This window comes from Streptomyces sp. NBC_00388, from assembly GCF_036061255.1.
Classification (GTDB): Bacteria; Actinomycetota; Actinomycetes; order Streptomycetales; family Streptomycetaceae; genus Streptomyces.
Genome location: NZ_CP107948.1, coordinates 2,925,001 through 2,947,075 on the forward strand (window position 1 = coordinate 2,925,001; position 22,075 = coordinate 2,947,075).

The 22,075-nt window shown below is 72.4% G+C and carries 18 protein-coding genes (1 of these 18 cut by a window edge); 4 read left to right on the plus strand and 14 right to left on the minus strand.

Annotated features, from left to right (window positions below; all coding sequences use genetic code 11):
- The 9 genes from OG917_RS13225 to OG917_RS13265 all read right to left on the minus strand — a co-directional run.
- Positions 1-419, minus strand: the 5' portion of a protein-coding gene (locus tag OG917_RS13225) for a hypothetical protein (RefSeq protein WP_328317781.1). Its footprint begins 208 nt before the window's first position; 419 of the gene's 627 nt are visible here — the first part of the coding sequence; it begins with the start codon at positions 417-419; its stop codon lies off the left edge, out of view.
- Positions 420-558: 139 nt separating this feature from the next.
- Positions 559-2,016, minus strand: coding sequence for an adenosylhomocysteinase (gene ahcY, locus OG917_RS13230; protein ID WP_328317782.1), 1,458 nt, complete (start codon positions 2,014-2,016; stop codon positions 559-561).
- 288 nt (positions 2,017-2,304) lie between these two features.
- Positions 2,305-3,282 (minus strand): cation diffusion facilitator family transporter, encoded by a 978-nt coding sequence (locus tag OG917_RS13235; protein WP_328317783.1) that lies wholly within the window; start codon positions 3,280-3,282, stop codon positions 2,305-2,307.
- Between the two features lie 66 nt (positions 3,283-3,348).
- Positions 3,349-4,512 carry a mannose-6-phosphate isomerase, class I gene (manA, locus tag OG917_RS13240; protein ID WP_328317784.1) on the minus strand — a complete coding sequence of 388 codons (1,164 nt, stop codon included), beginning with the start codon at positions 4,510-4,512 and terminating at the stop codon, positions 3,349-3,351.
- 119 nt (positions 4,513-4,631) lie between these two features.
- A complete protein-coding gene (locus tag OG917_RS13245) occupies positions 4,632-5,759 on the minus strand; it encodes an SIS domain-containing protein (RefSeq protein WP_328317785.1) in 1,128 nt (375 codons plus the stop codon).
- Between the two features lie 94 nt (positions 5,760-5,853).
- Positions 5,854-6,039 carry a Trm112 family protein gene (locus OG917_RS13250; RefSeq protein ID WP_164267341.1) on the minus strand — a complete coding sequence of 62 codons (186 nt, stop codon included), beginning with the start codon at positions 6,037-6,039 and terminating at the stop codon, positions 5,854-5,856.
- 127 nt (positions 6,040-6,166) lie between these two features.
- Entirely contained in the window at positions 6,167-7,540 is a 1,374-nt protein-coding gene (locus OG917_RS13255) for a phosphomannomutase/phosphoglucomutase (protein WP_328317786.1), read from the minus strand.
- Between the two features lie 148 nt (positions 7,541-7,688).
- Entirely contained in the window at positions 7,689-9,305 is a 1,617-nt protein-coding gene (locus OG917_RS13260) for an L-lactate permease (protein ID WP_328317787.1), read from the minus strand.
- A 90-nt stretch (positions 9,306-9,395) separates the two neighbouring features.
- On the minus strand, positions 9,396-9,755 hold the full coding sequence (locus tag OG917_RS13265; RefSeq protein ID WP_328317788.1) for a DUF3499 domain-containing protein: 360 nt from the start codon (positions 9,753-9,755) through the stop codon (positions 9,396-9,398).
- 320 nt (positions 9,756-10,075) lie between these two features.
- On the opposite strand from OG917_RS13265, the gene OG917_RS13270 reads away from it, so the two are divergent.
- A complete protein-coding gene (locus OG917_RS13270) occupies positions 10,076-10,534 on the plus strand; it encodes a metallopeptidase family protein (protein ID WP_328317789.1) in 459 nt (152 codons plus the stop codon).
- A gap of 49 nt (positions 10,535-10,583) precedes the next feature.
- Here OG917_RS13270 and OG917_RS13275 read toward each other — a convergent pair whose 3' ends face one another.
- The 3 genes from OG917_RS13275 to OG917_RS13285 all read right to left on the minus strand — a co-directional run bounded on the left by OG917_RS13275 (position 10,584) and on the right by OG917_RS13285 (position 16,375).
- The gene (locus OG917_RS13275) at positions 10,584-12,104 is read right to left on the minus strand and encodes a DUF5719 family protein (RefSeq protein ID WP_328317790.1); all 1,521 of its coding nucleotides are present in this window, start codon (positions 12,102-12,104) and stop codon (positions 10,584-10,586) included.
- Positions 12,101-15,865 (minus strand): glycosyltransferase family 2 protein, encoded by a 3,765-nt coding sequence (locus tag OG917_RS13280; RefSeq protein ID WP_328317791.1) that lies wholly within the window; start codon positions 15,863-15,865, stop codon positions 12,101-12,103. Before OG917_RS13280 ends, OG917_RS13275 begins: the two co-directional genes overlap by 4 nt.
- Positions 15,866-16,111: 246 nt before the next feature.
- Positions 16,112-16,375, minus strand: a complete 264-nt coding sequence (locus OG917_RS13285; protein WP_164266780.1) for a WhiB family transcriptional regulator — start codon at positions 16,373-16,375, stop codon at positions 16,112-16,114.
- A gap of 647 nt (positions 16,376-17,022) precedes the next feature.
- Here OG917_RS13285 and OG917_RS13290 point away from each other — a divergent pair.
- The 3 genes from OG917_RS13290 (at position 17,023) to OG917_RS13300 (ending at position 19,909) form a co-directional block, all read left to right on the plus strand.
- Positions 17,023-17,559 (plus strand): cysteine dioxygenase, encoded by a 537-nt coding sequence (locus OG917_RS13290; RefSeq protein WP_328317792.1) that lies wholly within the window; start codon positions 17,023-17,025, stop codon positions 17,557-17,559.
- A gap of 77 nt (positions 17,560-17,636) precedes the next feature.
- Complete coding sequence (cofD, locus tag OG917_RS13295) at positions 17,637-18,593, plus strand: 2-phospho-L-lactate transferase (RefSeq protein WP_328317793.1); 957 nt, start codon at positions 17,637-17,639, stop codon at positions 18,591-18,593.
- On the plus strand, positions 18,590-19,909 hold the full coding sequence (locus OG917_RS13300; protein ID WP_328317794.1) for a coenzyme F420-0:L-glutamate ligase: 1,320 nt from the start codon (positions 18,590-18,592) through the stop codon (positions 19,907-19,909). Before cofD ends, OG917_RS13300 begins: the two co-directional genes overlap by 4 nt.
- 87 nt (positions 19,910-19,996) lie before the next feature.
- Here OG917_RS13300 and OG917_RS13305 read toward each other — a convergent pair whose 3' ends face one another.
- Positions 19,997-20,890 (minus strand): DNA-3-methyladenine glycosylase family protein, encoded by an 894-nt coding sequence (locus OG917_RS13305; RefSeq protein WP_328317795.1) that lies wholly within the window; start codon positions 20,888-20,890, stop codon positions 19,997-19,999.
- 10 nt (positions 20,891-20,900) lie between these two features.
- Entirely contained in the window at positions 20,901-21,983 is a 1,083-nt protein-coding gene (locus OG917_RS13310; protein ID WP_328317796.1) for an NDP-sugar synthase, read from the minus strand.
- Between the last annotated feature and the right edge of the window lie 92 nt (positions 21,984-22,075).

Below are 22,075 nucleotides of genomic sequence, written 5' to 3' on the forward strand. Positions count from 1 at the left end.
GTACGGGGAGCCAGCACCGGGTCGGTGAAGGCGACCAGGCGGACGCGCGTGGCAGGGGAAGCGGGGGTGAGGCGGAGGAGCCGGGCTGTGGCGACGAGAAAGGCGGGGGACGTGCCGGTGAAGGCATGGGCGGGGGCGTTGCCTTCGATGGCGTGAACCCCGGTGGGGTCCGTACGGACCCAGGTGACGCCCTCGATGGCCGCGCCGCGGACCTGCCAGCTCGCTGCGTGGAGTTCGAGGCGGATGGGGCGGCCGAGCTCGTCGATGGCCAGGTCGGCGGAGCCCGCGTGGTCGCCCGAGGGCGCGGTGGTCTGGGAGACGTAACGCCAGCCGGAGGGGCCTGGCGCGCAGTGGAAGTGTTCTTCACCGAGGGGGGTGTGGTCGTGCAGATCGTGGAGCGAATATCGGCCGCGGGGCATGGGGTCCTTGGGGTCTCTCCGGAGCCGGTACGGGGCAGGCCCCCGACACGGGGGTGCGGGGGCCTGCCTGGTACCTACTGCTTCTGCGGTGCCGGCTGCTGAGGGTGCGACGCGGTGCGCACCAGGGGCAGCGGTTGCCTCAGTAGCGGTAGTGGTCCGACTTGTACGGGCCTTCGACCTCGACGCCGATGTAGGCGGCCTGCTCGGGACGGAGCGTCGTGAGCTTGACGCCCAGGGCGTCGAGGTGGAGCCGGGCGACCTTCTCGTCCAGGTGCTTGGGCAGCACGTACACGTCGGTCGGGTACTCGGCGGGCTTGGTGAAGAGCTCGATCTGGGCCAGCGTCTGGTCCGCGAACGAGTTGGACATCACGAAGGACGGGTGGCCCGTGGCGTTGCCCAGGTTCAGCAGGCGTCCCTCGGACAGGACGATCAGGACCTTGCCGTCGGCGAACGTCCAGGTGTGTACCTGCGGCTTGACCTCGTCCCGCACGACGCCGGGGATCCTGGCCAGGCCGGCCATGTCGATCTCGTTGTCGAAGTGGCCGATGTTCCCCACGATGGCCTGGTGCTTCATCTTGGCCATATCGGCGGCCATGATGATGTCCTTGTTGCCCGTCGTGGTCACGAAGATGTCCGCGATGGAGACCACGTCGTCCAGGGTCGAGACCTGGAAGCCGTCCATCGCCGCCTGCAGCGCACAGATCGGGTCGATCTCGGTGATGATCACGCGGGCGCCCTGGCCGCGGAGCGACTCCGCGCAGCCCTTGCCGACATCGCCGTAACCGCAGACGACCGCGACCTTGCCGCCGATCAGGACATCGGTGGCGCGGTTGATGCCGTCGATGAGCGAGTGACGGCAGCCGTACTTGTTGTCGAACTTCGACTTGGTGACCGCGTCGTTGACGTTGATCGCCGGGAACAGGAGGGTGCCGTCACGGTGCATCTCGTACAGCCGGTGCACGCCGGTCGTGGTCTCCTCGGTGACACCGCGGATCTCGGACGACAGCTGCGTCCACTTCTGCGGGTTCTCGCCCAGGGTGCGGTTGAGGAGCTTGAGGATGTAGCTGTACTCCTCGCTGTCCGCGGTCGCCGGGTCCGGGGCTGCGCCGGCCTTCTCGAACTCGACCCCCTTGTGGACCAGGAGGGTGGCGTCACCGCCGTCGTCGAGGATCATGTTCGGGCCGCCGGTGGGGGTGTTCGGCCAGGTCAGCGCCTGCTCCGTGCACCACCAGTACTCCTCCAGGCTCTCGCCCTTCCACGCGAACACCGGTACGCCGGCGGGCGCTTCCGGGGTGCCCTTCGGGCCGACCGCGATGGCCGCGGCCGCGTGGTCCTGGGTGGAGAAGATGTTGCAGGAGGCCCAGCGGACCTCGGCGCCGAGAGCGACCAGGGTCTCGATCAGCACCGCGGTCTGCACCGTCATGTGCAGGGAGCCGGTGACACGGGCGCCGGCCAGCGGCTGCGCGGCGGCGTACTCCTTGCGGATCGACATCAGGCCGGGCATCTCGTGCTCGGCGAGAGTGATCTCCTTGCGCCCGAACGCGGCCAGCGAAAGATCCGCGACCTTGAAGTCCTGGGTGATGGCATCGGTCGTCATACGAGCTGCTCCTCGGAAGGTTGGTCGAGGGTGTACGGGCTGGATGCTGCGGCGACGGGCGGAAAGGCACACGAATGCCCGAGCGCTCGCAGCGCAGTCCGTCGGAGGCCCTCTCTCCCTCGGCCGGTCCGCAGTACGGACCGCCCGACCGCCATCAGCAGCGACGTCTGGCTCCCGTCGAATCTACACCGACCGGCCCGTCGCCCCCCAGCCCACGGGGCGGACCGGCCGGATACCGCGCCCAGGACCGTGTTCGTGACGGGGCCGGGGCGGGGCCCGTGGCCCGTGTCAGTGGTGCGGTACGGGCGCCGGGCCGCCCGGGGTCGCCTTCGGGTCCTCGCCCGCCGCGGCCTCGCTCTCGCTGTAGATGTCCGGTTCCAGGTAGATCACCCGGGCGATCGGAACGGCTTCGCGGACACGGGACTCCGCGGCGTTGATCGCGCGGGCCACCTCCGCCGCCGTGTCGTCGTGCTGCACGGCGATCTTGGCGGCCACCAGGAGCTCCTCGGGGCCGAGGTGCAGCGTCCTCATGTGGATCACGGAGGTCACGGTGGCGTGGTCGACGATGGCTTCCTTGATCTTGTCGACCTCCTCGGTGCCCGCCGCCTCACCGAGCAGCAGGGACTTCGTCTCCGCGGCCAGGACGATCGCGATGACGATGAGCAGGGTGCCGATGCAGAGCGTGCCGACGCCGTCCCAGACGCCGTTGTCGGTCAGCACGGCCAGTCCGACGCCACCCAGCGCGAGGACCAGACCGATCAGTGCGCCGAAGTCCTCCAGCAGCACCACCGGAAGCTCGGGGGCCTTGGCACGGCGGATGAACTGGGCCCAGGAGAGCGCGCCGCGCGTCTGGTTGGACTCCTTGATCGCCGTACGGAAGGAGTAGCCCTCAGCGATGATCGCGAAGACCAGGACGCCCACCGGCCAGTACCAGTTGTCCAGCGAGTGAGGGTGCTTGACCTTCTCGTAGCCCTCGTAGACCGCGAACATGCCGCCGACCGAGAAGAGCACGATCGAGACGAGGAAGGCGTAGATGTAGCGCTCTCGGCCGTAGCCGAAGGGGTGCTGTGGAGTTGCCTCGCGCTGGGCCTTCTTGCCGCCGAGGAGCAGCAGCCCCTGGTTGCCCGAGTCGGCGAGCGAGTGGACGCTCTCCGCGAGCATCGACGACGAGCCACTGAAGAGGAACGCCACGAACTTCGCTACCGCGATCGAGAGGTTGGCGCCGAGCGCCGCCACGATCGCCTTGGTTCCACCTGACGCACTCATGGGTGGACGTGTTCCCTTCGTCGGTGCTGCGGTGTTGGTACCGCTATTCGGCCGCACATTGTTGCATCAGGCCACAACGGTGGCGCGGAAGACCGTCCCCGCACCGCTCAGGGTGACCGACTCGCCCGCCGGGACGAACACCGACTGTCCGGGCTTCAGGCCGAGTTCGCCCGCCTGCGGGGCGCCGGCCGTGCAGAGCAGGATCTGTGCGCTGGCTGACGGCAGGGCGAGGGGAAGCGCGTCCTCGGGGCGTACGTAGCGCGAGAGGCGGAACTCGTCGATCGGGGTCTCGTACAGCTCCTCGCCGTCGGGAGCCGCCTCCGGGCGCAGGATGCCGGGCTCGGTCGCCTCGAAGCGGACGATCCTGAGCAGTTCGGGGACGTCGACGTGCTTGGGGGTCAGACCGCAGCGGAGCACATTGTCCGAGTTCGCCATGATCTCGACACCGAGGCCGTTGAGGTACGCGTGCGGGATGCCCGCGCCGAGGAAGAGTGCTTCGCCGGGCTGCAGCTGTACGTGGTTGAGCAGCATGGCTGCGATGACACCCGGGTCTCCCGGGTAGTGGTGGGCGATCGAGGCGTACGGGGCGTGGGCGCCGCCGAGCCGTTCGGCCGCGGCGGCCGCCTCGTCGACCGTCGTCCTCATCACGGCGGGGTCCGCGGACAGGATGGCCGTCAGGACCTCGCGCAGCGCCGCCTCTTCGGGGTGCGCGCGCAGGATGTCCACGTACGGCTTGAGCGAGTCCACTTCGAGGGCGGCGAGCAGGTCGGCGGAGTCCTCGGGGGCGCGGAATCCGCAGAGGCCGTCGAAGGGGGTGAGGGCACAGATGAGTTCGGGCTTGTGGTTGGCGTCCTTGTAGTTGCGGTGCGGGGCGTCGACGGGGACTCCGCGTCGCTCCTCGCCCTCGTACCCCTTCTGCGCCTGGCCCAGGTCGGGGTGGACCTGGAGCGAGAGCGGGGCTCCGGCCGCGAGGAGTTTGAGCAGGAAGGGCAGCCCTGGGCCGAACCTGGCCACGGCCCGCTCGCCGAGCTCGGCCTCGGGTGCGGCAGCGATGACAGCCGACAGCGCCTGGTCGCCGGCGCCGCGATCGATGCGGGACGGGGCTCCGGGGTGGGCGCCCAGCCACATCTCGGCCTGCGGCTCACCGGTCGGTTCGGCGCCGGTGAGGGCCGGGATGGCAGTGGGCGAGCCCCAGGCGTAGGGGCGCACGGTGTTGACGAGGCGGTCCATGAAGCTACTTTCCGGGCTGCTGGGGCGGCTGTGCGGTTCGGGGCAGGGCCGGCGGGCGGTGGGTGCTCGTACCCGGCGGATGGGAGGGTGTCGTTCCCGGCCAGGGGCGTGGTGCCCGGTCAGGCCGTGGCCAGAGCCGTGTAGGCGGCGGTGAAGTCGGTGACCGCCAGCAGCTCCGCGAGGACTTCGAGTTCGCTGCCCTCCTCCGGTTCGAGTTCACTGACCGGGGTGTCCTGCGCGAGAGCGAGCTCGCGGGCCGCCGGGGCCGCGGTGAGACCGCCCGCAGGGCGGTCGCGGAGGAGCACCACCCGGGCGTGCAGCGCTTGCGGCTCGTCCACCCGGTCACGGAAGAAGTCGTCGGGGTCGGCGTCGCCCGCGATGGGGCCGACGAGCAGCGTGCCGTGGGCGCGCAGGGCCTCCGGCAGTTCGGCGGCGAGAGCGGGGCGTCCCGCCAGCTCGGTCAGTACGGCGGCGAAGCGGCGGCCGACGGGGGCCGCGGCGGTGCCTTCGGTCCAGATGAGCGGGAGCGAGCCGGCGAGCTCCGCCGCGAGGGTCTTGGCCGGGTTGCTGTAGGTGGCGACGGCCGGACCGCAGCGTTCCGCGGTGCTGTCCAGACGGTCCGCGACGTGCTGGAGGGTCTCGGGCGGTGCGGTGACCAGGCCGACCCGGTCGAGCAGGACGAGGAGCGGGGTGAGCAGTGCCCAGAGGGTGCCGGGGGCTGCCTCGGTGAACGGCACCTCGGGCTCCTCGTACGGTGCCTCGGCCATCGGTACGACGAGACCGTGGGCCCCGTCGACCGCCTCGGCCAGCGGCGAGCGGCGCGGGGCGACACCGACGACCGAGCAGCCGCGCCGGTACGCCTGCTCGGCGAGGAGCGCGAGTCCCGGTTCGGAGCCGTCGGCGGTGGCGATGAGCAGCAGGTCCACCGAGCCGGCCCAGCCGGGGAGGGCCCAGCGCAGTGCGCCGGCGGCGGGGGCCACTCCGGTGGGGCGCAGCCGGGTGACGGGGGCGGCCGCGCCCGCCAGTGCGGTCAGTACGTCGGCCACACCGGTCGCGGCGGCGCCGGACCCGGCGACGAGCACGGCGCGGGGCCGCCCTTCCGGTTCCAGGTCGGCGAGACCTGCCTCGGCCGCGTTCCGGGCGGCGGTGCGGACGCGGGCTCCGGCCTCGGCTGCGCCGCGGAGGAGACCGCGGCGGTCGGCTCGGGCCAGGGCTTCCGGGGCGTCGAGCGACGACTCGTCGAGCATCGGGGTCTGCCTCCTCCGATTCGCCTTGCGTGTACGGGTGCGGGCGTGGGGCGCGTGGCGGGGCCGTGCGCCGCGGCTGTCGCGGCGCCGGCCGCTACGCGGGGCGGCGGGCCTCGTCGACGAGCAGGACCGGGATGCCGTCGCGGACCGGGTACGCGAGGCCGCACTCCTTGCCGGTGCAGATCAGCTCCGGGTTCTCCTCGGCTGCCGACTGGTCGTCGAGCGGGGAGTGGCAGACCGGACAGGCGAGGATCTCCAGGAGACCGGCTTCGAGCGGCATGGGGGTGGTCCCTTCGAACATACGGTTTGGGCCAGGTCAGCGTACCGCCGGGGCGGGGCGGGTGCGGGGCATCGGGGACGCCCCCGCCGATGCGGGGCGGCGGGACGGCTCGCTTCCGCCGCCGCCGTCATCCGGTCCCGCGCACCAGCCGGAGCACTTCGTCGCGTACACGGGCCATCGTGGTCCCGTCCCGCGCCTCCACGTTCAGCCTCAGCAGCGGCTCGGTGTTGGACGGGCGGAGGTTGAACCACCAGTCGGCTGACGTCACCGTCAGCCCGTCCAGGCCGTCCGTCGTGATGCCGTCCCGGTGTTCGTACGCCTCCCGTACGAGCGCCGTGCTCGCCGCCTGGTCGCCGACCTTGGAGTTGATCTCCCCGGAGCCGGTGTAGCGGTCGTAGGGGGCGACCAGCTCGGAGAGGGTGCCGGGCTGGTCACCCAGGGCTGCCAGGACATGCAGGGCCGCGAGCATGCCGGTGTCGGCGTTCCAGAACTCGCGGAAGTAGTAGTGCGCGGAGTGCTCTCCGCCGAAGATCGCCCCGGTCGTGGCCATCTCCTGCTTGATGAAGGAGTGCCCCACCCGGGTGCGGACCGGGGTGCCGCCGTTCTCCCGTACGACCTCGGGGACCGACCAGGAGGTGATCAGGTTGTGGATGACGGTGCCTCCGGGGTGCGCCGCCAGTTCGCGGGCGGCCACCAGGGCGGTGATGGCGGACGGGGGGACGCCCTCGCCGCGTTCGTCGATGACGAAGCAGCGGTCCGCGTCGCCGTCGAAGGCCAGGCCCAGGTCGGCGCCGGTCTCGCGGACCTTCGCCTGGAGGTCGACGAGGTTCGCCGGGTCCAGCGGGTTGGCCTCGTGGTTGGGGAACGTCCCGTCCAGCTCGAAGTAGAGCGGGACGACGTCGAGCGGGAGCGGGGCGAGGACCGTGGGGACGGTGTGGCCGCCCATGCCGTTGCCCGCGTCCACGACGACCTTCAGCGGGCGGATCGCCGAGAGGTCGACCAGGGAGAGGAGGTGGGCCGCGTACTCCTTCAACGTGTCACGCTCGGTGACGGCGCCCGGTTCCGGCGCGGCGTCGGGAGCGCCCGTCGCCGACCAGGTCTCGACGAGCGTACGGATCTCCGCGAGGCCGGTGTCCTGACCGACCGGCGAGGCCCCGGCCCGGCACATCTTGATGCCGTTGTAGCGGGCCGGGTTGTGCGAGGCGGTGAACATCGCTCCCGGCAGGTCGAATTGCCCGGACGCGAAGTACAACTGGTCGGTCGAGCAGAGGCCGATGAGGGTGACGTCAGCGCCGCGCGCCGCCGCGCCCCGGGCGAAGGCTCCGGACAGGCCGGGGGACGAGGGGCGCATGTCGTGGCCGATGACGATCGCCGACGCGTCGGTCACCTGCACGAAGGCGGCCCCGAAGAGCTCGGCGAGCGACTCGTCCCACTGGTCGGGCACCACCCCTCGCACGTCGTACGCCTTCACGACCTGTGACAAATCGACAGCACCAGCCACGTCGGTCCTCCTGATATCCGCTCTGTCCTCTTCGGGCCCATCAAACTACCTGGAGGAATCGGGACTCTCCGCGCACCGGTCCTGCGGCGCGCGCCTGCCGGGCGGCGACATCACGCCGGCCGGCCGCGCACCCTCGGGGCCGGGGGGCTCACGGCAGCATCCAGTCCAGGAGCGCCGTGCTCTGCGCGGTGACGATCAGGCACATCACCAGCAGCAGCCCCAGGCTCCACGGCAGCACCTTGCGCAGCAGATCTCCCTCCTGGCCCTTGAGGCCCACTGCCGCGCACGCGATGGTCAGATTCTGCGGGGAGATCATCTTGCCCAGGACCCCGCCCGAACTGTTGGCGGCGGCCAGCAGTTGCGGGGAGAGCCCCGACTCGTGGGCGGCGGAGACCTGGAGCGCTCCGAAGAGTGCGTTGGACGAGGTGTCGGATCCCGAGACGGCAACTCCGAACCACCCGAGCACGGGTGAGAGGAAGGCGAGCCCCGCCCCCGCAGCGGCGACGCAGTGGCCGATGGTGGCGGCCTGTCCGGAGAGGTTCATGACGTAGGCGAGAGCCAGGACGGAGGTGACGGTGAGGATCGCGTACCGCAGTTCGTGCACGGTGGCCGCCCACTCCCGGAGCGCGGCCACCGGCCGCACGCCGATGACCGCGGCCGTCAGCACCCCGGCGAACAGCACCAGCGTCCCGCCGGTCGCGATGAGCGGGAGCGAGAAGACGTTCCCCGGGACCGGGGTGCCGTGCGGGTCCGCGACGTGGAGGAACGGCCAGTCGAGGAGCCGGGTCGCGTGGGCGAACAGCCCCTTCAGGGGCGGGATCTGTGCCAGCGAGAAGATCACGACGATCAGCCCGTACGGGGCGTAGGCGCGCACCACATCGCGGCGCGGGTCCGCGTGCCGCAGCTCCTCGCTGCGTTCGCCGGTGAGCACGGTGGCCCGCACCGGTCCGGCGACCGGCCTGCGGGCGCCCTCCACGGCCATCAGGGCGGCGGCACCGATCAGTGCGGCCAGGATGTCGGCGAGTTGGACGGAGACGAAGTTGGACGCGGCGAACTGGGCTGCTGCGAAAGCGATTCCGCAGACGAGCGCGGGTGCCCACGTCTCGCGCAGCCCGCGCCTGCCGTCCACGATCGCCACCAGCAGGAGCGGGACGACGACGGCGAGCAGCGGGGTCTGCCGTCCCACGACCGAGGCGACCGAGTGCAGGGGCAACCCGCTGACCTGCGCGAGTGTCACCACGGGTGTGCCCATGGCACCGAAGGCGACCGGAGCGGTGTTGGCGACGAGCGCGACGACCGCGGCGCGCACCGGGTCGAAGCCGAGCGCCACCAGCATCACCGCGCAGATCGCCACCGGGGCCCCGAATCCTGCGAGCGCTTCGAGCAGCGCACCGAAGCAGAAGCCGATGACGAGTGCCTGGATCCGGGGATCGTCGGAGAACCGGCCGAAGGAGCGCCGCAGGACGTCGAAGTGCCGGGTGCGGACCGTCATCCGGTACACCCAGAGGGCGTTGACCACGATCCACAGGATGGGGAAGAGGCCGAAGAGCGCTCCCTGCGCGCCCGAGGAGAGCGTCTGGCCCAGTGGCATGCGGTAGGCGAACAGCGCGACCAGGACGGCTACGGCCAGGCCGGTCAGGCCCGCCCAGTGGGCTTTCATCCGGACGGCGCCGAGCAGCACCATGACGGTGAGCAGCGGCAGTGCGGCGACGAGGGCGGACAGGGCGAGTGAATCGGCTACGGGTTCCAGCGGCTGCACAAACACGGGGCCTCGATCCTCACGGGTGGAGGAATGCTCATGTTCATGGCAACCGGAAGTCAATGATCCGGACGGGACGGAAGCCGGGGACCGCGGTCAGGACTCCGGTGAGCGCAGTACGCGGAGGTGGCCCCGGCGCCCGCTCTCGGCCGGGCGCACGCCGGGCTCGGGTGCGCGCTCGTGCGGCCTGGCGGCTTCCCGTACGGCGTTGGCGAGCGCTTCGAGATCGTCACCGCTCGGCCTCGCCGGGGCGGACCCGTCGGTGAGACGGACGACCTCCCAGCCGCGCGGGGCGGTCAGCCGCTCACCGTGCTCGGCGCACAGGTCGTAGCAGTGGGGCTCAGCGTAAGTCGCGAGCGGACCGAGAACCGCGGTCGATTCGGCGTAGACGTACGTCAGCGTCGCGACGGCGGGGCGGCCGCACGCAGTGCGAGAACAGCGACGTACAGGGCTCACGGTATGGGACCGTACCGCACTCTTGAGCGGGCCGCGACGACTCGCCCCGGCGTCACTCCACCGTGTCGCGGAGCGGAGACCGCCCCACCCCGCCCGGCAGCAACTCGCTTGACCTGCACGGGTACAGGCACACACAGCGAGTGACGAAAAGAATCCAGTCATCCCTACGTCGATATCCAGTCAGACGGTGCGAAACGACCGATCGAAAGCAGCCGGACCACCGATCCCGAACCGTGCAGGAACACTCATTGCGCGACATGCGGGCCGGGCCGCCGCCGTCGGCCTCCCCGCGTCGTACGGAGAGCTACCCTGCGTCAGTGATGGACAGCTCCCTACCGCCCGAGCCCGCCGAGCCCAGGCCGCGCCGCCGTGACCGGCACGGGCGGGGTATGCGCGGGCCCGTGGCCCCTCCTCAGGTCCCGCTCTCGACCAGTCGCGGGGACTCCTTCCGCGATCTGGTGGCGGACTCCGTGGAGCGCCTGGAACGGCGCTGGCCCCAACTCTCCGAAGTCGACTTCCTGGTGCTCGACGTCCCCCGTATCGAGGGGGCCGAGAGCGCCGACGAGTGGCCGGGCGAGACGGCCGTGCCGCTCGGCAGCGCCGTCTCCGCCGAGAAGGACCGGTCCGCGCAGATCGTCGTCTACCGGCGCCCCGTCGAGATCCGCACCAAGAACCGCGACGAGCGGGCGCTGCTGGTGCACGAGGTCGTCGTGGAACAGGTCGCCGAACTCCTCGGCCTGGCACCGGAGTCGGTCGACCCGCGGTACGGGCAGGACTGACCCGGCCGGCCCGTGACCGTGCCGGGCCGGCCCGGTCCTGCCGTCCGGGTCAGTCGTCCAGCAGGGACAGATCCTGCCGCGCCCGCGGCACCGAGACCGTGCCCCGGTCGTCGGGGAGCGTCTGCACCGTGAACATCGGGACGCCGTCCTGCGGGAGTTCGAGCGTGCGCGCCGCGTAGACCTCGCCGCTGCCCGCCTCCGGCTCCACCGTCAGCGCGTACGAGCCCTTGAGCCCGGGCGGCGGGGTCGGCTTGACCGCGAGGGTCGTACCGCCCTTGACCGTGTACTCCTTGACGGTCTTCGTGCCGCCGCCGCTGCCCGCCGACGAGGTGACGTGCACCTTGGCCGTGGCGCCGGGGGCCGCCAGCGAAAGCACCGAGCCCTTGGCGCGGTTGTCGGCCACCGAGGCCCGGCCGCCCACCGGGGCGGTCGCCGGGATGAAGGCGACCTCCTGCTTGCTGCCCTTGCCGCGCACCACGCGCAGGGCGGCCACCACGGGGGCCCGGCTGCCGCCGGTCTGGGAGAGCACGAGCGACCCCGCCGCGCCCTTCGTCACGTCGCCCAGGTCGGCGGAGCCGGTCATGCCCGCCTTGAGGTGCAGCGTCTCGTTGCCGGCCGGGACGATCGTGCCGTCGGGGCCGGCCAGCTGGACCTTGAGGTCCACATCGTCCGAGCCGGGGGCGAGCGCCACCAGCCGTACGGAGGTGGCGTCCGCCGGGATCCCGGGGAGGACCAGCCTGCGGGACGGCGCGGTGGAAGCGGGCAGCCAGTCACTGCCGAGCTTGTTGTCCATGGACTGCACCACGGCGCCGACCCGGCCGCTGCGCGTGCTGACGTGGACGGTGAGATTCTCGGCGGGGTCGGGCGTGAGCGTCGAGAGCAGCACCGGGACCGTGGACCGCGCCGGGACCGTGATGCCCTCCCCCACACCGGACTTGACCGCGCCACCCTTGCCGTACAGCTCGATGTCGGCGACGGCCGCGCTGTCGTCGGGGTTGGTGAGGTGCACATAGTCCTGGCGGGACGCAGCCGTGCTGGCGCCGGGGAACCAGAAGTCGGTGTCCGGCGCAGTGCAGTTGGTGCCGAGCACCCCGCGTGAACCGCCGACGTCGACCGTCGTGGTCTGCTGGACGGTCCAGCCGGGGGCCAGCGGGCCGTCGGCCGAGCCGATCAGAGCCGGTGTGTCGCCGCCGGACTCCTCGTCGACCACGGGCTTGCCCGGCTCCTTGAGCGAGACCACGGGCTTCTTCGTGTCCGCCGTACCGCCCTTGCCCGGTTTGCCCTTGCCGCCCTTCTTCGCATCCGTACCCGGGCCGGAGACGGACGGCAGCAACTGCGCGCCACCGGCGCCCCCGCCGCCCTTCCCCGCCGGGGTGAAGGCGGTGTACGAGGTCTCCGCGAGGTCGGACGTGCTGGGCACCGGGCAGACCAGGCTGGAGCGCTCGACGGGCAGCCGGGCCGCGGCCTGCTGCGGCGTGGCGCCGTCCGACGGCGCGGCGACCACGGCGAAACCGGTGACGGCCGCGAGGGCTGCGACGGCCGCCGCGAGGGCGATGGCGGTGCGGTTCACTGGTTGCTCCCGTCGGGGCGGTGCTCGTTCTCGTCGGGGTAGGGCGGCTGCTGCGGCGGCGGCACATAGCCGTACGGGTCGTACGCGCCGTCGGACTGCTGCTGGTACGGGTCGTACTGCTGCTGCCCTCCGGGGTACTCGCCGGGCATGCCGTCCCCGCTCGGGCCGGTGCCGTACTGGTCGCCCTGGCCGTACTGGCCGGTGGCGTACGGCCCGCCCTGGTACTGCTCACCGGCGTACTGCCCGGCCGGGTACTGGCTGTAGTCGCCTGTCGCGTACGCGGCCTGCTCCCACTCGCCGTAGGCGGGTTGCTGCGGGACCTCCGACCCGTACTGCGGGGCGAAGCCGTCGTCGTCGGCGGTACCTGCGGGTTCCGCCACGGGGTCCGCGGAGGGCCCGTACGGGTCCGGCTCGCCGGCCGGGCCGTCCGCCGCGTGTTCCGGGGGACCGGCCGTGTCCGCTGCCGCGGCTGCTTCGGCCTGGGCGGCGGCGCGCAGCCGCCGGGCCCTGCGGCCCTCGCCCGCCACCGGCTCCGCGGGTACGCCGGGTTCCTCCTCGGGGAGGTCGTCGTCGATCCGCTTGCGGCGGCCGGGCAGTGCGAGCACCAGCAGCACGACCGCGAGCGCGACCTGGGCCCAGATCCAGAGGGTGTGGGTGAGGGGCTCGCTGTAGCTCACGTCGAGCTTCCCGCCCTGCGCGGGCAGTTCGAACCCCTGGGCCCAGCCGTCGACGGTCGTCCTGGTGAGCGCACGGCCGTCCAGGGTGGCCTGCCAGCCCGGGGCTGTGGCGTCCGCGAGACGCAGGACCCGGCCAGGCTTGCCGGCCGGGACGGTGGTGTGGATGTCCACCGGGCCTGCGGCGACCGACTCCGGTTCGGAGCCCGCGTCCGGCGAGGTGCCGGAGACGATCGTGGCGCGCGCGACCTGCCGGTCCACCCGCCAGAGCTCGCTGCCGTCCAGCTGACTGAGCCTGCTCAGCCCGGGAGTCGCGTTGAGGACCCGGCTCATCTGGCGGGGCGCCCCGTCCCTGACCAGCAGGTAGCGGATGGCGTACCCGCTGAGCTGGCTGGACTGGTCGGCGCCGGAGCCCGCGACCAGATTGGAGACGATCTTGTCGAGCCTGGGGCTGCTGCCGCCCGTGCGGGCCAGCTCCGCGTCGCCGAGCCGGCCGCCCGAGCCGCGCACCAGGGTGTACGAGACCTCCGCGGGCGATGTCCCGCCGAGGATCAGGGTGCGGGCCTGGTCGCGGGTTCCGCTCTCCTCGGCGACGAACGCCGGCACCTGCACCGGGTCACGGCGCTCCAGCGGCCCGTCCGCACCGCTGATCATCCAGCCGAAGGCGGCGATGACCGGGGCGAGCAGCGCGGCGACGGCGATCAGTCCGGCGACCGGCTGGCGCCAGCCGAAGCTCTGGGTGGCGACCCGTCCGCGAGCGCCCTCTGCACCGAGTACGGCGGCAGCCAGCAGGGCGAGACCGTAGACGAGCGTCGCGGGTCCTGCCCAGCCCGACGTGTTGGCCAGGACCGAGAAGACGAGACCCAGCAGGGCCACCGCCCACGCGCCGCGGATCGCGAACTGCCGCTCTCCGCGCAGCAGGGCGGCGAGAGCGGCGAGCACCACTCCGATGAGCAGCACCCCGCCCGCGGTCTTCGGGCCTCCGGGGCTCATGCCGAGCAGGTCCAGCGCGGAGGCCGAGCCCTTGCCGGACTCCATGCCGGCCTCGCGGAAGAAGCCGGAGGGACCGGCGAGCAGCGAGAGCGACCAGGGGGCGAGCAGCAGGAGCGGCGTGCCGGCGACCGCGAGGAAGCGCAGCCCGTACGCGGTGATCTCGTCACGGTGCAGCGCGAGGACGGCGATCCCGACGACCACGGCGAGCGGCCAGACGACGGGCGTGAAGGCCATGGCGAGGGTGAGCAGGAAGGCATAGGCCCAGACGGCCCGCCAGCTTCCGCGCTCCCCGCGGAGCCCGGCGGCCGAGACGGCGCAGCGGGCGATCAGCGGCAGCAGGACGGCGAGTACGGCCGTGCCGAGCCGCCCGGAGGCCAGCGCGCCGGTCGCGGCGGGCAGGAAGGCGTACGCGATGCTTCCCCAGGCCCGAAGCAGCCGCGACCCGGTGAGCGGGCGGGAGACGAAGTACGCGGTGAGGCCGGCCAGCGGGACGGAGCAGACCAGCAGCAGGGTGAGTGCGAGTCCGGTGTGCCCGAGCAGGACGGCGGAGAACACGGCGAGGATGCCGAGATACGGCGGGGCGGTCTGGGTGCCGCCGGTGCCGAGGGGGTGCCACACATCGGCGTAGCGGTTCCACAGCTCCGATACGTGATCGGGCGCGGGGAGCAGGGCGCCGCCCGCGAGGGCGCCTCCGCCCAGCAGCGCCCGGCAGGCGACGAGCGACACCAACAGGAGCACGGCGAACAGCACGGGGGCCGGCCTGCGGGCTATCCGCTTCAGCCGGGCGAACTGCTCGATCTCCAGGAAGTCGGCGTCGTCGCCGCCCGGACCGGATTCGACGGCGCCGTGCCGCGAACCGGCCTCTACGTCGGAGCTACCGCCGAAATGGCCGACCACCTGCTCGGCGGTGGCCTTGACGGTGGCTCCGGGTGGCGGGAAGAGCGGTCGCAGCTCGCCCGCTTCGACCGAGCCCGCTCCCCTGGTGCGCCGCGCGGCGAGGATCCGCTCGGGACGCAGCAGGGTTCCGACGAGCCCGGCGATCTCGTCGAGCGCCTGTCCCGGCGCCTTGCCCACCAGGTACGCGACCACTCGCAGCAGGGTGCCGACGACCAGCCGCAGCAGGACGTACGGCACACCCCGGCCGCGGGTGTTGACGAGCAGGGTGTAGACGGCGCCCGCCTTGTCGACGCGGTGCGGGCTGGCGACGGAGCGGCCCACGCAGTCGATGGGCCTGCGCTCGCGCGCCGACGCCTCCGCGTGCCGCAGTACCGCGCCGGGTGCGACGACGACGCTGTGGCCCGCGGCGTGCGCGCGCCAGCACAGGTCCACGTCGTCGCGCATCAGCGGCAGTCTGCGGTCGAAGCCGCCCAGCTCCTCCCAGACGTCCCGTCTGATGAGCATTCCGGCGGTCGAGACCGACAGGACGGAGCGGACCTGGTCGTGCTGGCCCTGGTCCTGTTCGCGGCGGTCGAGACCGGTCCAGCGGCGACCGCTGTTGGCGATCGAGACACCGACTTCGAGCAGTTGCTTGCGGTCGTACCAGCCGCGCAGCTTGGGTCCGACGATGACGGCGCTGGGGTCGTTGTCGACCACACGCAGCAGTTCGGTGAGCGCGTCGGGGTCGGGGGCGCAGTCGTCATGGAGCAGCCAGAGCCACTGCACCGGTTCGCCGTGCGGCAGTTCGGGCATGTCGTAGGTCTCGTCGCGCCAGCTGCGGCTCACCGGGTCCCAGCCGCTGGGCCGCTTCAGATACGGCAGGTCGTCGGGGGTGAGGACGCCGGCGGTGCGGGCCGCCTCGTCGACGGCGGCGCCGAAGCCGGTGCGGCGTGCCAGGTGCAACACCCGCTCGGCGCCGAGCGCTTCGGTGGCCAGGCTCGCGGAGGCGTCGGCGCTGCCGGTGTCGGCCGCGACGGCGTTCTGGACTGGCCGCTCCTGGCCGAGCAGTCCGGCGAGCGCGTCGGGCAGCCAGCGGGCGCCGTCGTGGGTGACGAGCACCGCGGTGACGACGTGCTGCGGGAATTCGGGTGGGTGCGCGGGAGCGAACGCAGGCGTTGCGGCCTCGTAAGGGGCCGTCGATTGGCTGTGCACGGACATCGAGGTACGGGCCCCTCCGGCCGGAGTCCGGGTGGCCGTTGCCCCCCGGAAGGCTGGTGTGCGGATGCGGTGGACGCACGCGCCCCGTGGGGACGTTGGTGCATCGCGGATGGGGCCCCACACTAACGGCTGCCCCGGACAGCAGTCCGCCGCCCGCCCCAGGGGGACGGACGGCGGGCCGGATGTGCTGTCCGGGCGCGCGCCCGCTTCCCGGCCGGGCGGCCGGAGGACGTGGCCGGAGAGCCGCTAGACAGCGGCCTTTTTCAGCCGCCGGCGCTCCCGTTCCGACAGGCCGCCCCAGATCCCGAACCGCTCGTCGTTGGCGAGGGCGTACTCAAGACATTCGGAGCGGACCTCGCAGGCGAGGCAGACCTTCTTGGCCTCGCGGGTGGAACCGCCCTTCTCGGGGAAGAAGGACTCGGGGTCGGTCTGGGCGCACAGTGCGCGCTCCTGCCAGCCGAATTCCTCGTCCGCGTCCTCGACCAGCAGTTGCTGGAACAGCTCGGTCATGTGCGCCCCTTGTCCGTCTTTGCGTCCCCGTGTTGCTGTCGCTACCGATTTCGGCCGAACGACACGAGTGAAATTACAAGTGTGTGGATCCGGGCCAGTCAAGCCGAGATCTGCTATTGGGCCCCTTATTCACTCTGCGGAACCAAGGCTATGCGGAAAGTGTTCAAATCACGAAAAACCTGACACATGCCACTGGCCCATACCTGCGCCTTCCCGGTCCGGGAGGAGCGATGCCCTCATGGACCGGGACTCCGCCGAGGCCGGTTCCGTTACGCCCCGCACGCCGAAGCGATCAAGATCACAGTCCGGTCACGAGATCTCCGCGGTGTTTACGGCGGGGCTTGCTGCGCCATGTCTCCGCGACGGCGCCCGAACAAACCTCGCGCCGGGCCGAGTAACCGGATGAGGTGAAACATTTCGACCAAATCGGCCATTGGGTTGACAAGGGGCGCGTCAGCCGTTCTTCTAGTTCACATGCCAGCGACCGCAGCGTTCTCCGTGACCCACGCCCGTGGGTTCCGCAGCGCTGTCCAGGCGTGCTGTTGCTGTTCCAGCTGTTGATGCCACCGAGCTCCAGCGTCTTCCCGCAGCTCTGACTGCGTTTTCTGCGACACCCCAGCACTCCACTGCCGAGGAACCCCCGCACCATGAACAGCGACAGCGACCTCCAGATCGCAGGCGACATCCTCGCCGTCCAGCACCTGCTCCAGCCCGCTCGCGAGCACCCGGCCACCGTGGCCGAGTTCGCCGGACTCGCACGCTCCATCGCCGCCGACCGCGCGCAGTGGGCCCACCTCGTCGAGTACGACGCGGTCTCCCGCTGGTACCACCGGCTGCGCACCGTGCCCCTGGCTCCCGGCTCCGCGCCGGCGGGCCCCGCCTCACCCGGCTACGAGGTCTGGCTGCTGAGCTGGGTCCCCGGGCAGGGCAGCGGGCCGCACGGCCACGGGCGTTCGTCCGGTGTACTGACCGTCCTCGACGGCACGCTGACCGAGCGGACCGAACGCGGCGGACACGCGCTCGGCGCGGGCGCCCAGCGCGTCTTCGCACCCGGATACGCCCACGAGGTCGTCAACGACTCGCTGGAACCGGCCGTCAGCCTGCACATCTACTATCCGGGCCTGACCGAGATGCCGATGCACAGCGCCCGGTGCGCGGTCGCGCAGGACGCCGTACCCGCCTGACCGCACGCCCTCACCCGGCCACCGCGCTCCCGGCACCACCCCTCAGGGAATCCCGCTCCGCCTGACAGACTGTCCGCATGCGCATTGTGGTTCTGGCCGGCGGCATCGGTGGTGCCCGATTCCTGCGCGGCCTCAAGCAGGCCGCGCCTGACGCGGACATCACGGTCATCGGCAACACGGGTGACGACATCCATCTGTTCGGGCTGAAGGTCTGCCCCGACCTCGACACGGTGATGTACACCCTCGGCGGTGGCATCAACGAGGAGCAGGGCTGGGGGCGTACCGACGAGTCCTTCACCGTCAAGGACGAACTCGCCGCCTACGGCGTGGGGCCCGAGTGGTTCGGGCTCGGCGACCGGGACTTCGCCACGCACATCGTCCGCACCCAGATGCTCGGTGCCGGCTATCCGCTGAGCGCCGTCACCGAGGCCCTGTGCGAGCGGTGGCAGCCGGGGGTGCGGCTCCTCCCGATGTCCGACGACCGCGTCGAGACCCATGTGGCCGTCGACATCGACGGCGAGCGCAAGGCCATCCACTTCCAGGAGTACTGGGTGCGGCTGCGCGCGTCGGTCGACGCCGCGGCCGTGGTGCCGGTCGGGGCCGACCAGGCGAAGCCGGCGCCGGGTGTCCTCGACGCCATCGCCTCCGCCGATGTCGTCATCTTCCCGCCGTCCAACCCGGTGGTCTCCGTCGGCACCATCCTCGCCGTACCGGGCATCCGCGAGGCCATCGCCGACGCGGGCGTGCCGGTCGTCGGACTCTCGCCCATCGTCGGGGACGCCCCCGTGCGCGGGATGGCCGACAAGATGCTCGCGGCGGTCGGGGTCGAGTCGACGGCGGCCGCGGTGGCCGGTCACTACGGATCGGGACTGCTGGACGGCTGGCTGGTCGACACCGTCGACGCCGCGTCCGTGGCGGGCGTCGAGGAGGCGGGGATCCGCTGCCGGTCAGTGCCGCTGATGATGACCGACCTGGAGACGACCACGGTGATGGCGCGCGAGGCCCTCGCCCTGGCCGAAGAGGTAAGGGCGTGACGTCGTTCCGCGTCTGGGCCGTGCCCGGGCTGCCCGAGGTACGGGAAGGCGACGACCTGGCCAAACTGATCGCGGCGGCGGCGCCGGAGCTGGCCGACGGCGATGTCGTCCTCGTCACCTCCAAGATCGTCTCCAAGGCCGAGGGACGCCTCCAGCGGGCCGAGGACCGTGAGGCCGCCATCGACGCCGAGACGGTACGGGTGGTCGCACGGCGCGGCACGCTCCGCATCGTCGAGAACCGGCAGGGCCTCGTGATGGCCGCCGCCGGGGTCGACGCCTCCAACACCCCTGCCGGGACTGTGCTGTTGCTCCCGGAGGACTCCGACAGGTCGGCCCGCACGATCCGTCAGGGCCTGCGGGACGCCCTGGGTGTGGAGGTGGGCGTGGTCGTCACGGACACCTTCGGGCGGCCATGGCGCAACGGCCTCACCGATGTGGCGATCGGCGCCGCCGGGGTGCGGGTCCTCGACGACCTGCGCGGCGGCACGGACGCCCACGGCAACCCACTGAGCGCCACGGTCGTCGCCACCGCGGACGAACTGGCCTCGGCGGGCGACCTGGTGAAGGGCAAGGCCGCCGGTCTGCCGGTCGCGGTGGTCCGCGGTCTGCCGCACGTCGTCACGCCGGGTGCGGGCGCGGAGCCGGACGGGGAGCCCGCCACGGGCGCCCGTGCGCTGGTGCGCGTCGCAGCCGACGACATGTTCCGGCTCGGTACGTCCGAGGCGGTACGGGAGGCGGTCACCCAGCGGCGGACGGTCCGCGACTTCACCGATGAGCCGGTGGACCCGGGCGCGGTCCGCCGGGCGGTCGCGGCGGCGGTCACCGCACCCGCTCCGCACCACACGACGCCCTGGCGTTTCGTCCTGCTGGAGTCCGCGTCCGCGCGCACCCGGCTGCTGGACGCGATGCGCGACGCGTGGATCGCGGATCTGCGGCGCGACGGGAAAACGGACGAGTCCATCGCCAAGCGGGTGCGCCGCGGTGAAGTGCTGCGGCGGGCACCGTACGTGGCGGTGCCCTGCATGGTGCTCGACGGTTCGCACACGTACGGGGACCCGCGGCGGGACGCGGCCGAGCGGGAGATGTTCACCGTGGCGACCGGTGCGGGGGTGCAGAACTTCCTGGTGGCCCTCGCCGGTGAGCGGCTGGGGTCGGCCTGGGTCTCGTCGACCATGTTCTGCCGGGACGTGGTCCGCGAGGTGCTGGCGCTGCCCGCCGGATGGGAGCCGATGGGAGCGGTGGCGATCGGCTGCCCCGCCACCCCCGCTCCCCCGCGCCGGGAGCGCGCCGTGGAGGACTTCGTCACGGTGCGGTAGGGGCCGGCCCGGGGCGCCGTCGCACGCGCGGGGCCTGCGGCGCCGGACGGCGGAGGCCCTGGCGGTCCACCGGCCGGAACCCCCGGCTCACAGCCGGGCGATGTCCGTCCGGGGCATCTTCGGCGTACGCCGCTGCGGGACCCGGCCGGCCAGCAGGATCAGCCGGACCGCCCGGTGGCGCTGGCCCGCGTACGGCTCCAGGAGTTCCAGCATCCCGTCGTCGTCGACACCCCGGCGCCCGGTGAGCGCGTACCCGACGATGCCCGGCAGGTGCAGATCGCCGACCGTGACCGCGTCCGGTGCCCCGATGGCCCGCTGGATCGTCTCGGCGGAGGTCCAGGGGCCGATGCCGGGGATCAGCTCCAGGCGGCGGGCCGCGCCCGCGGGCTCCATCGCCGCCGCCTCCTCCAGCCGGCGGGCCACCCGCACCGCGCGCAGGATCGTGGCCGCGCGCTTGTTGTCGACGCCCGCGCGGTGCCACTCCCAGGACGGGATGAGCGACCAGCCGCGCGGATCCGGCATGACGTACATGTGCTCGGGCGCCGGGCCCGGCGCCGGGGTGCCGGACGCACGGAGCAGCCGCCGCCAGCCGCGGTAGGCCTCGTCCGCCGTGACCTTCTGCTCCAGGACCGACGGGATCAGCGACTCCAGGACCAGACCGGTGCGGCAGAGCCTGAGGTGCGGGCGGCGGCGGTGCATGTCGGCGACGAGCCGGTGGCGCGGTACGAAGTCCGAGGGGTCGTCCAGCTCGCCCAGCAGCGCGGGCACCCCGGCGAGCAGCCAGTCGGCTCCGGGACCCCAGGCCTCCGCGCCGTCCGGCGTGATCCGGAGCGTGCCGGGCCCATCCGGCGTACGGCTGGCCCGCCAGACCGCCCCGTCCGGCGTCGTCCGGTACGTGGGGTCCCAGGGGCCACGGCGGAGCACCCCGAGGACCAGGGAGAGGTCGACGGGGCCGCCTCTCGCGATAAAGCGTCCTGCCACTCCGTAGAGGCTACTGGTCCGAGGAGAAACGCACGGACCCGTCCGGCAGCACGGCCCCGCACCAGATCCGTATCCCGGCGCGCAGCTCGTTGTCCGCGCCCACCTGTGCGCCGTCGCCGATGACCGCGCCGGTGAGCACCGAGCGGGCACCGATCCGGGCGCCGGCCCCGATCAGTGAGTCGGTGACCACCGCGCCCTCCTCGATGACCGCGCCGTCCAGGACCGTGCTGCCCTCGATCCTGGTGCCCGCCCCGACGACCGCGGAGGCTCCGATCACGGTGCCGCCGCTGACCTTGGCGTCGGCGGCCACCGTGGCGCTGTCCAGGATCAGCCGCTCGCCGCAGCGGCCCGGGACGGCCGGGGACGGCGCGTGGCCGAGCACGAGGTCGGCGGAGCCGCGTACGAAGGCCTGCGGCGTACCCAGGTCGAGCCAGTAGGTGGAGTCGACCATGCCCTGGAGGTGGGCGCCCGACGCGAGCAGGCCGGGGAAGGTCTCCCGCTCCACCGACACCGGGCGCCCGGCGGGGATGGTGTCGATCACCGAGCGCGTGAAGACGTACGCGCCGGCGTTGATCTGGTCGGTGACGATCTGCTCCGGGGTCTGCGGCTTCTCCAGGAACGCCGTCACCCGGCCCGTGCTGTCCGTGGGGACGAGGCCGAAGGCGCGCGGGTCGTCCACCCGCGTCAGGTGGAGGGAGACGTCCGCGCCCGACGTCTCGTGGGTGGCGACGAGCGCCTCGATGTCCAGCCCGGTGAGGATGTCGCCGTTGAAGATGAGGACCGGTTCGTCCGGTCCCGAGCGCAGGCGCTCGGCGACGTTGCGGATGGCGCCGCCGGTGCCGAGCGGCTCCTGCTCGGTGACGTACTCCAGATGCAGGCCGAGGGCCGAGCCGTCACCGAAGTACGGCTCGAAGACCTCGGCGAGGTACGACGTGGCGAGCACGATGTGGTCGACCCCGGCGGCCCGCGCACGGACGAGCTGGTGGGTGAGGAAAGGGACTCCGGCCGCCGGGACCATCGGTTTGGGGGTGTTGACCGTGAGCGGCCGTAGCCGCGTGCCCTTGCCGCCGACCAGGAGAATCGCTTCTGTCACCTTGACGTCTCTGCTTCCTGCCGGGGCGGTCCGTTAACGGGCTGGCCAGTGTATGCAGACGCTGAGGCGCGGGGTGCGGGCAGGCCGTACGG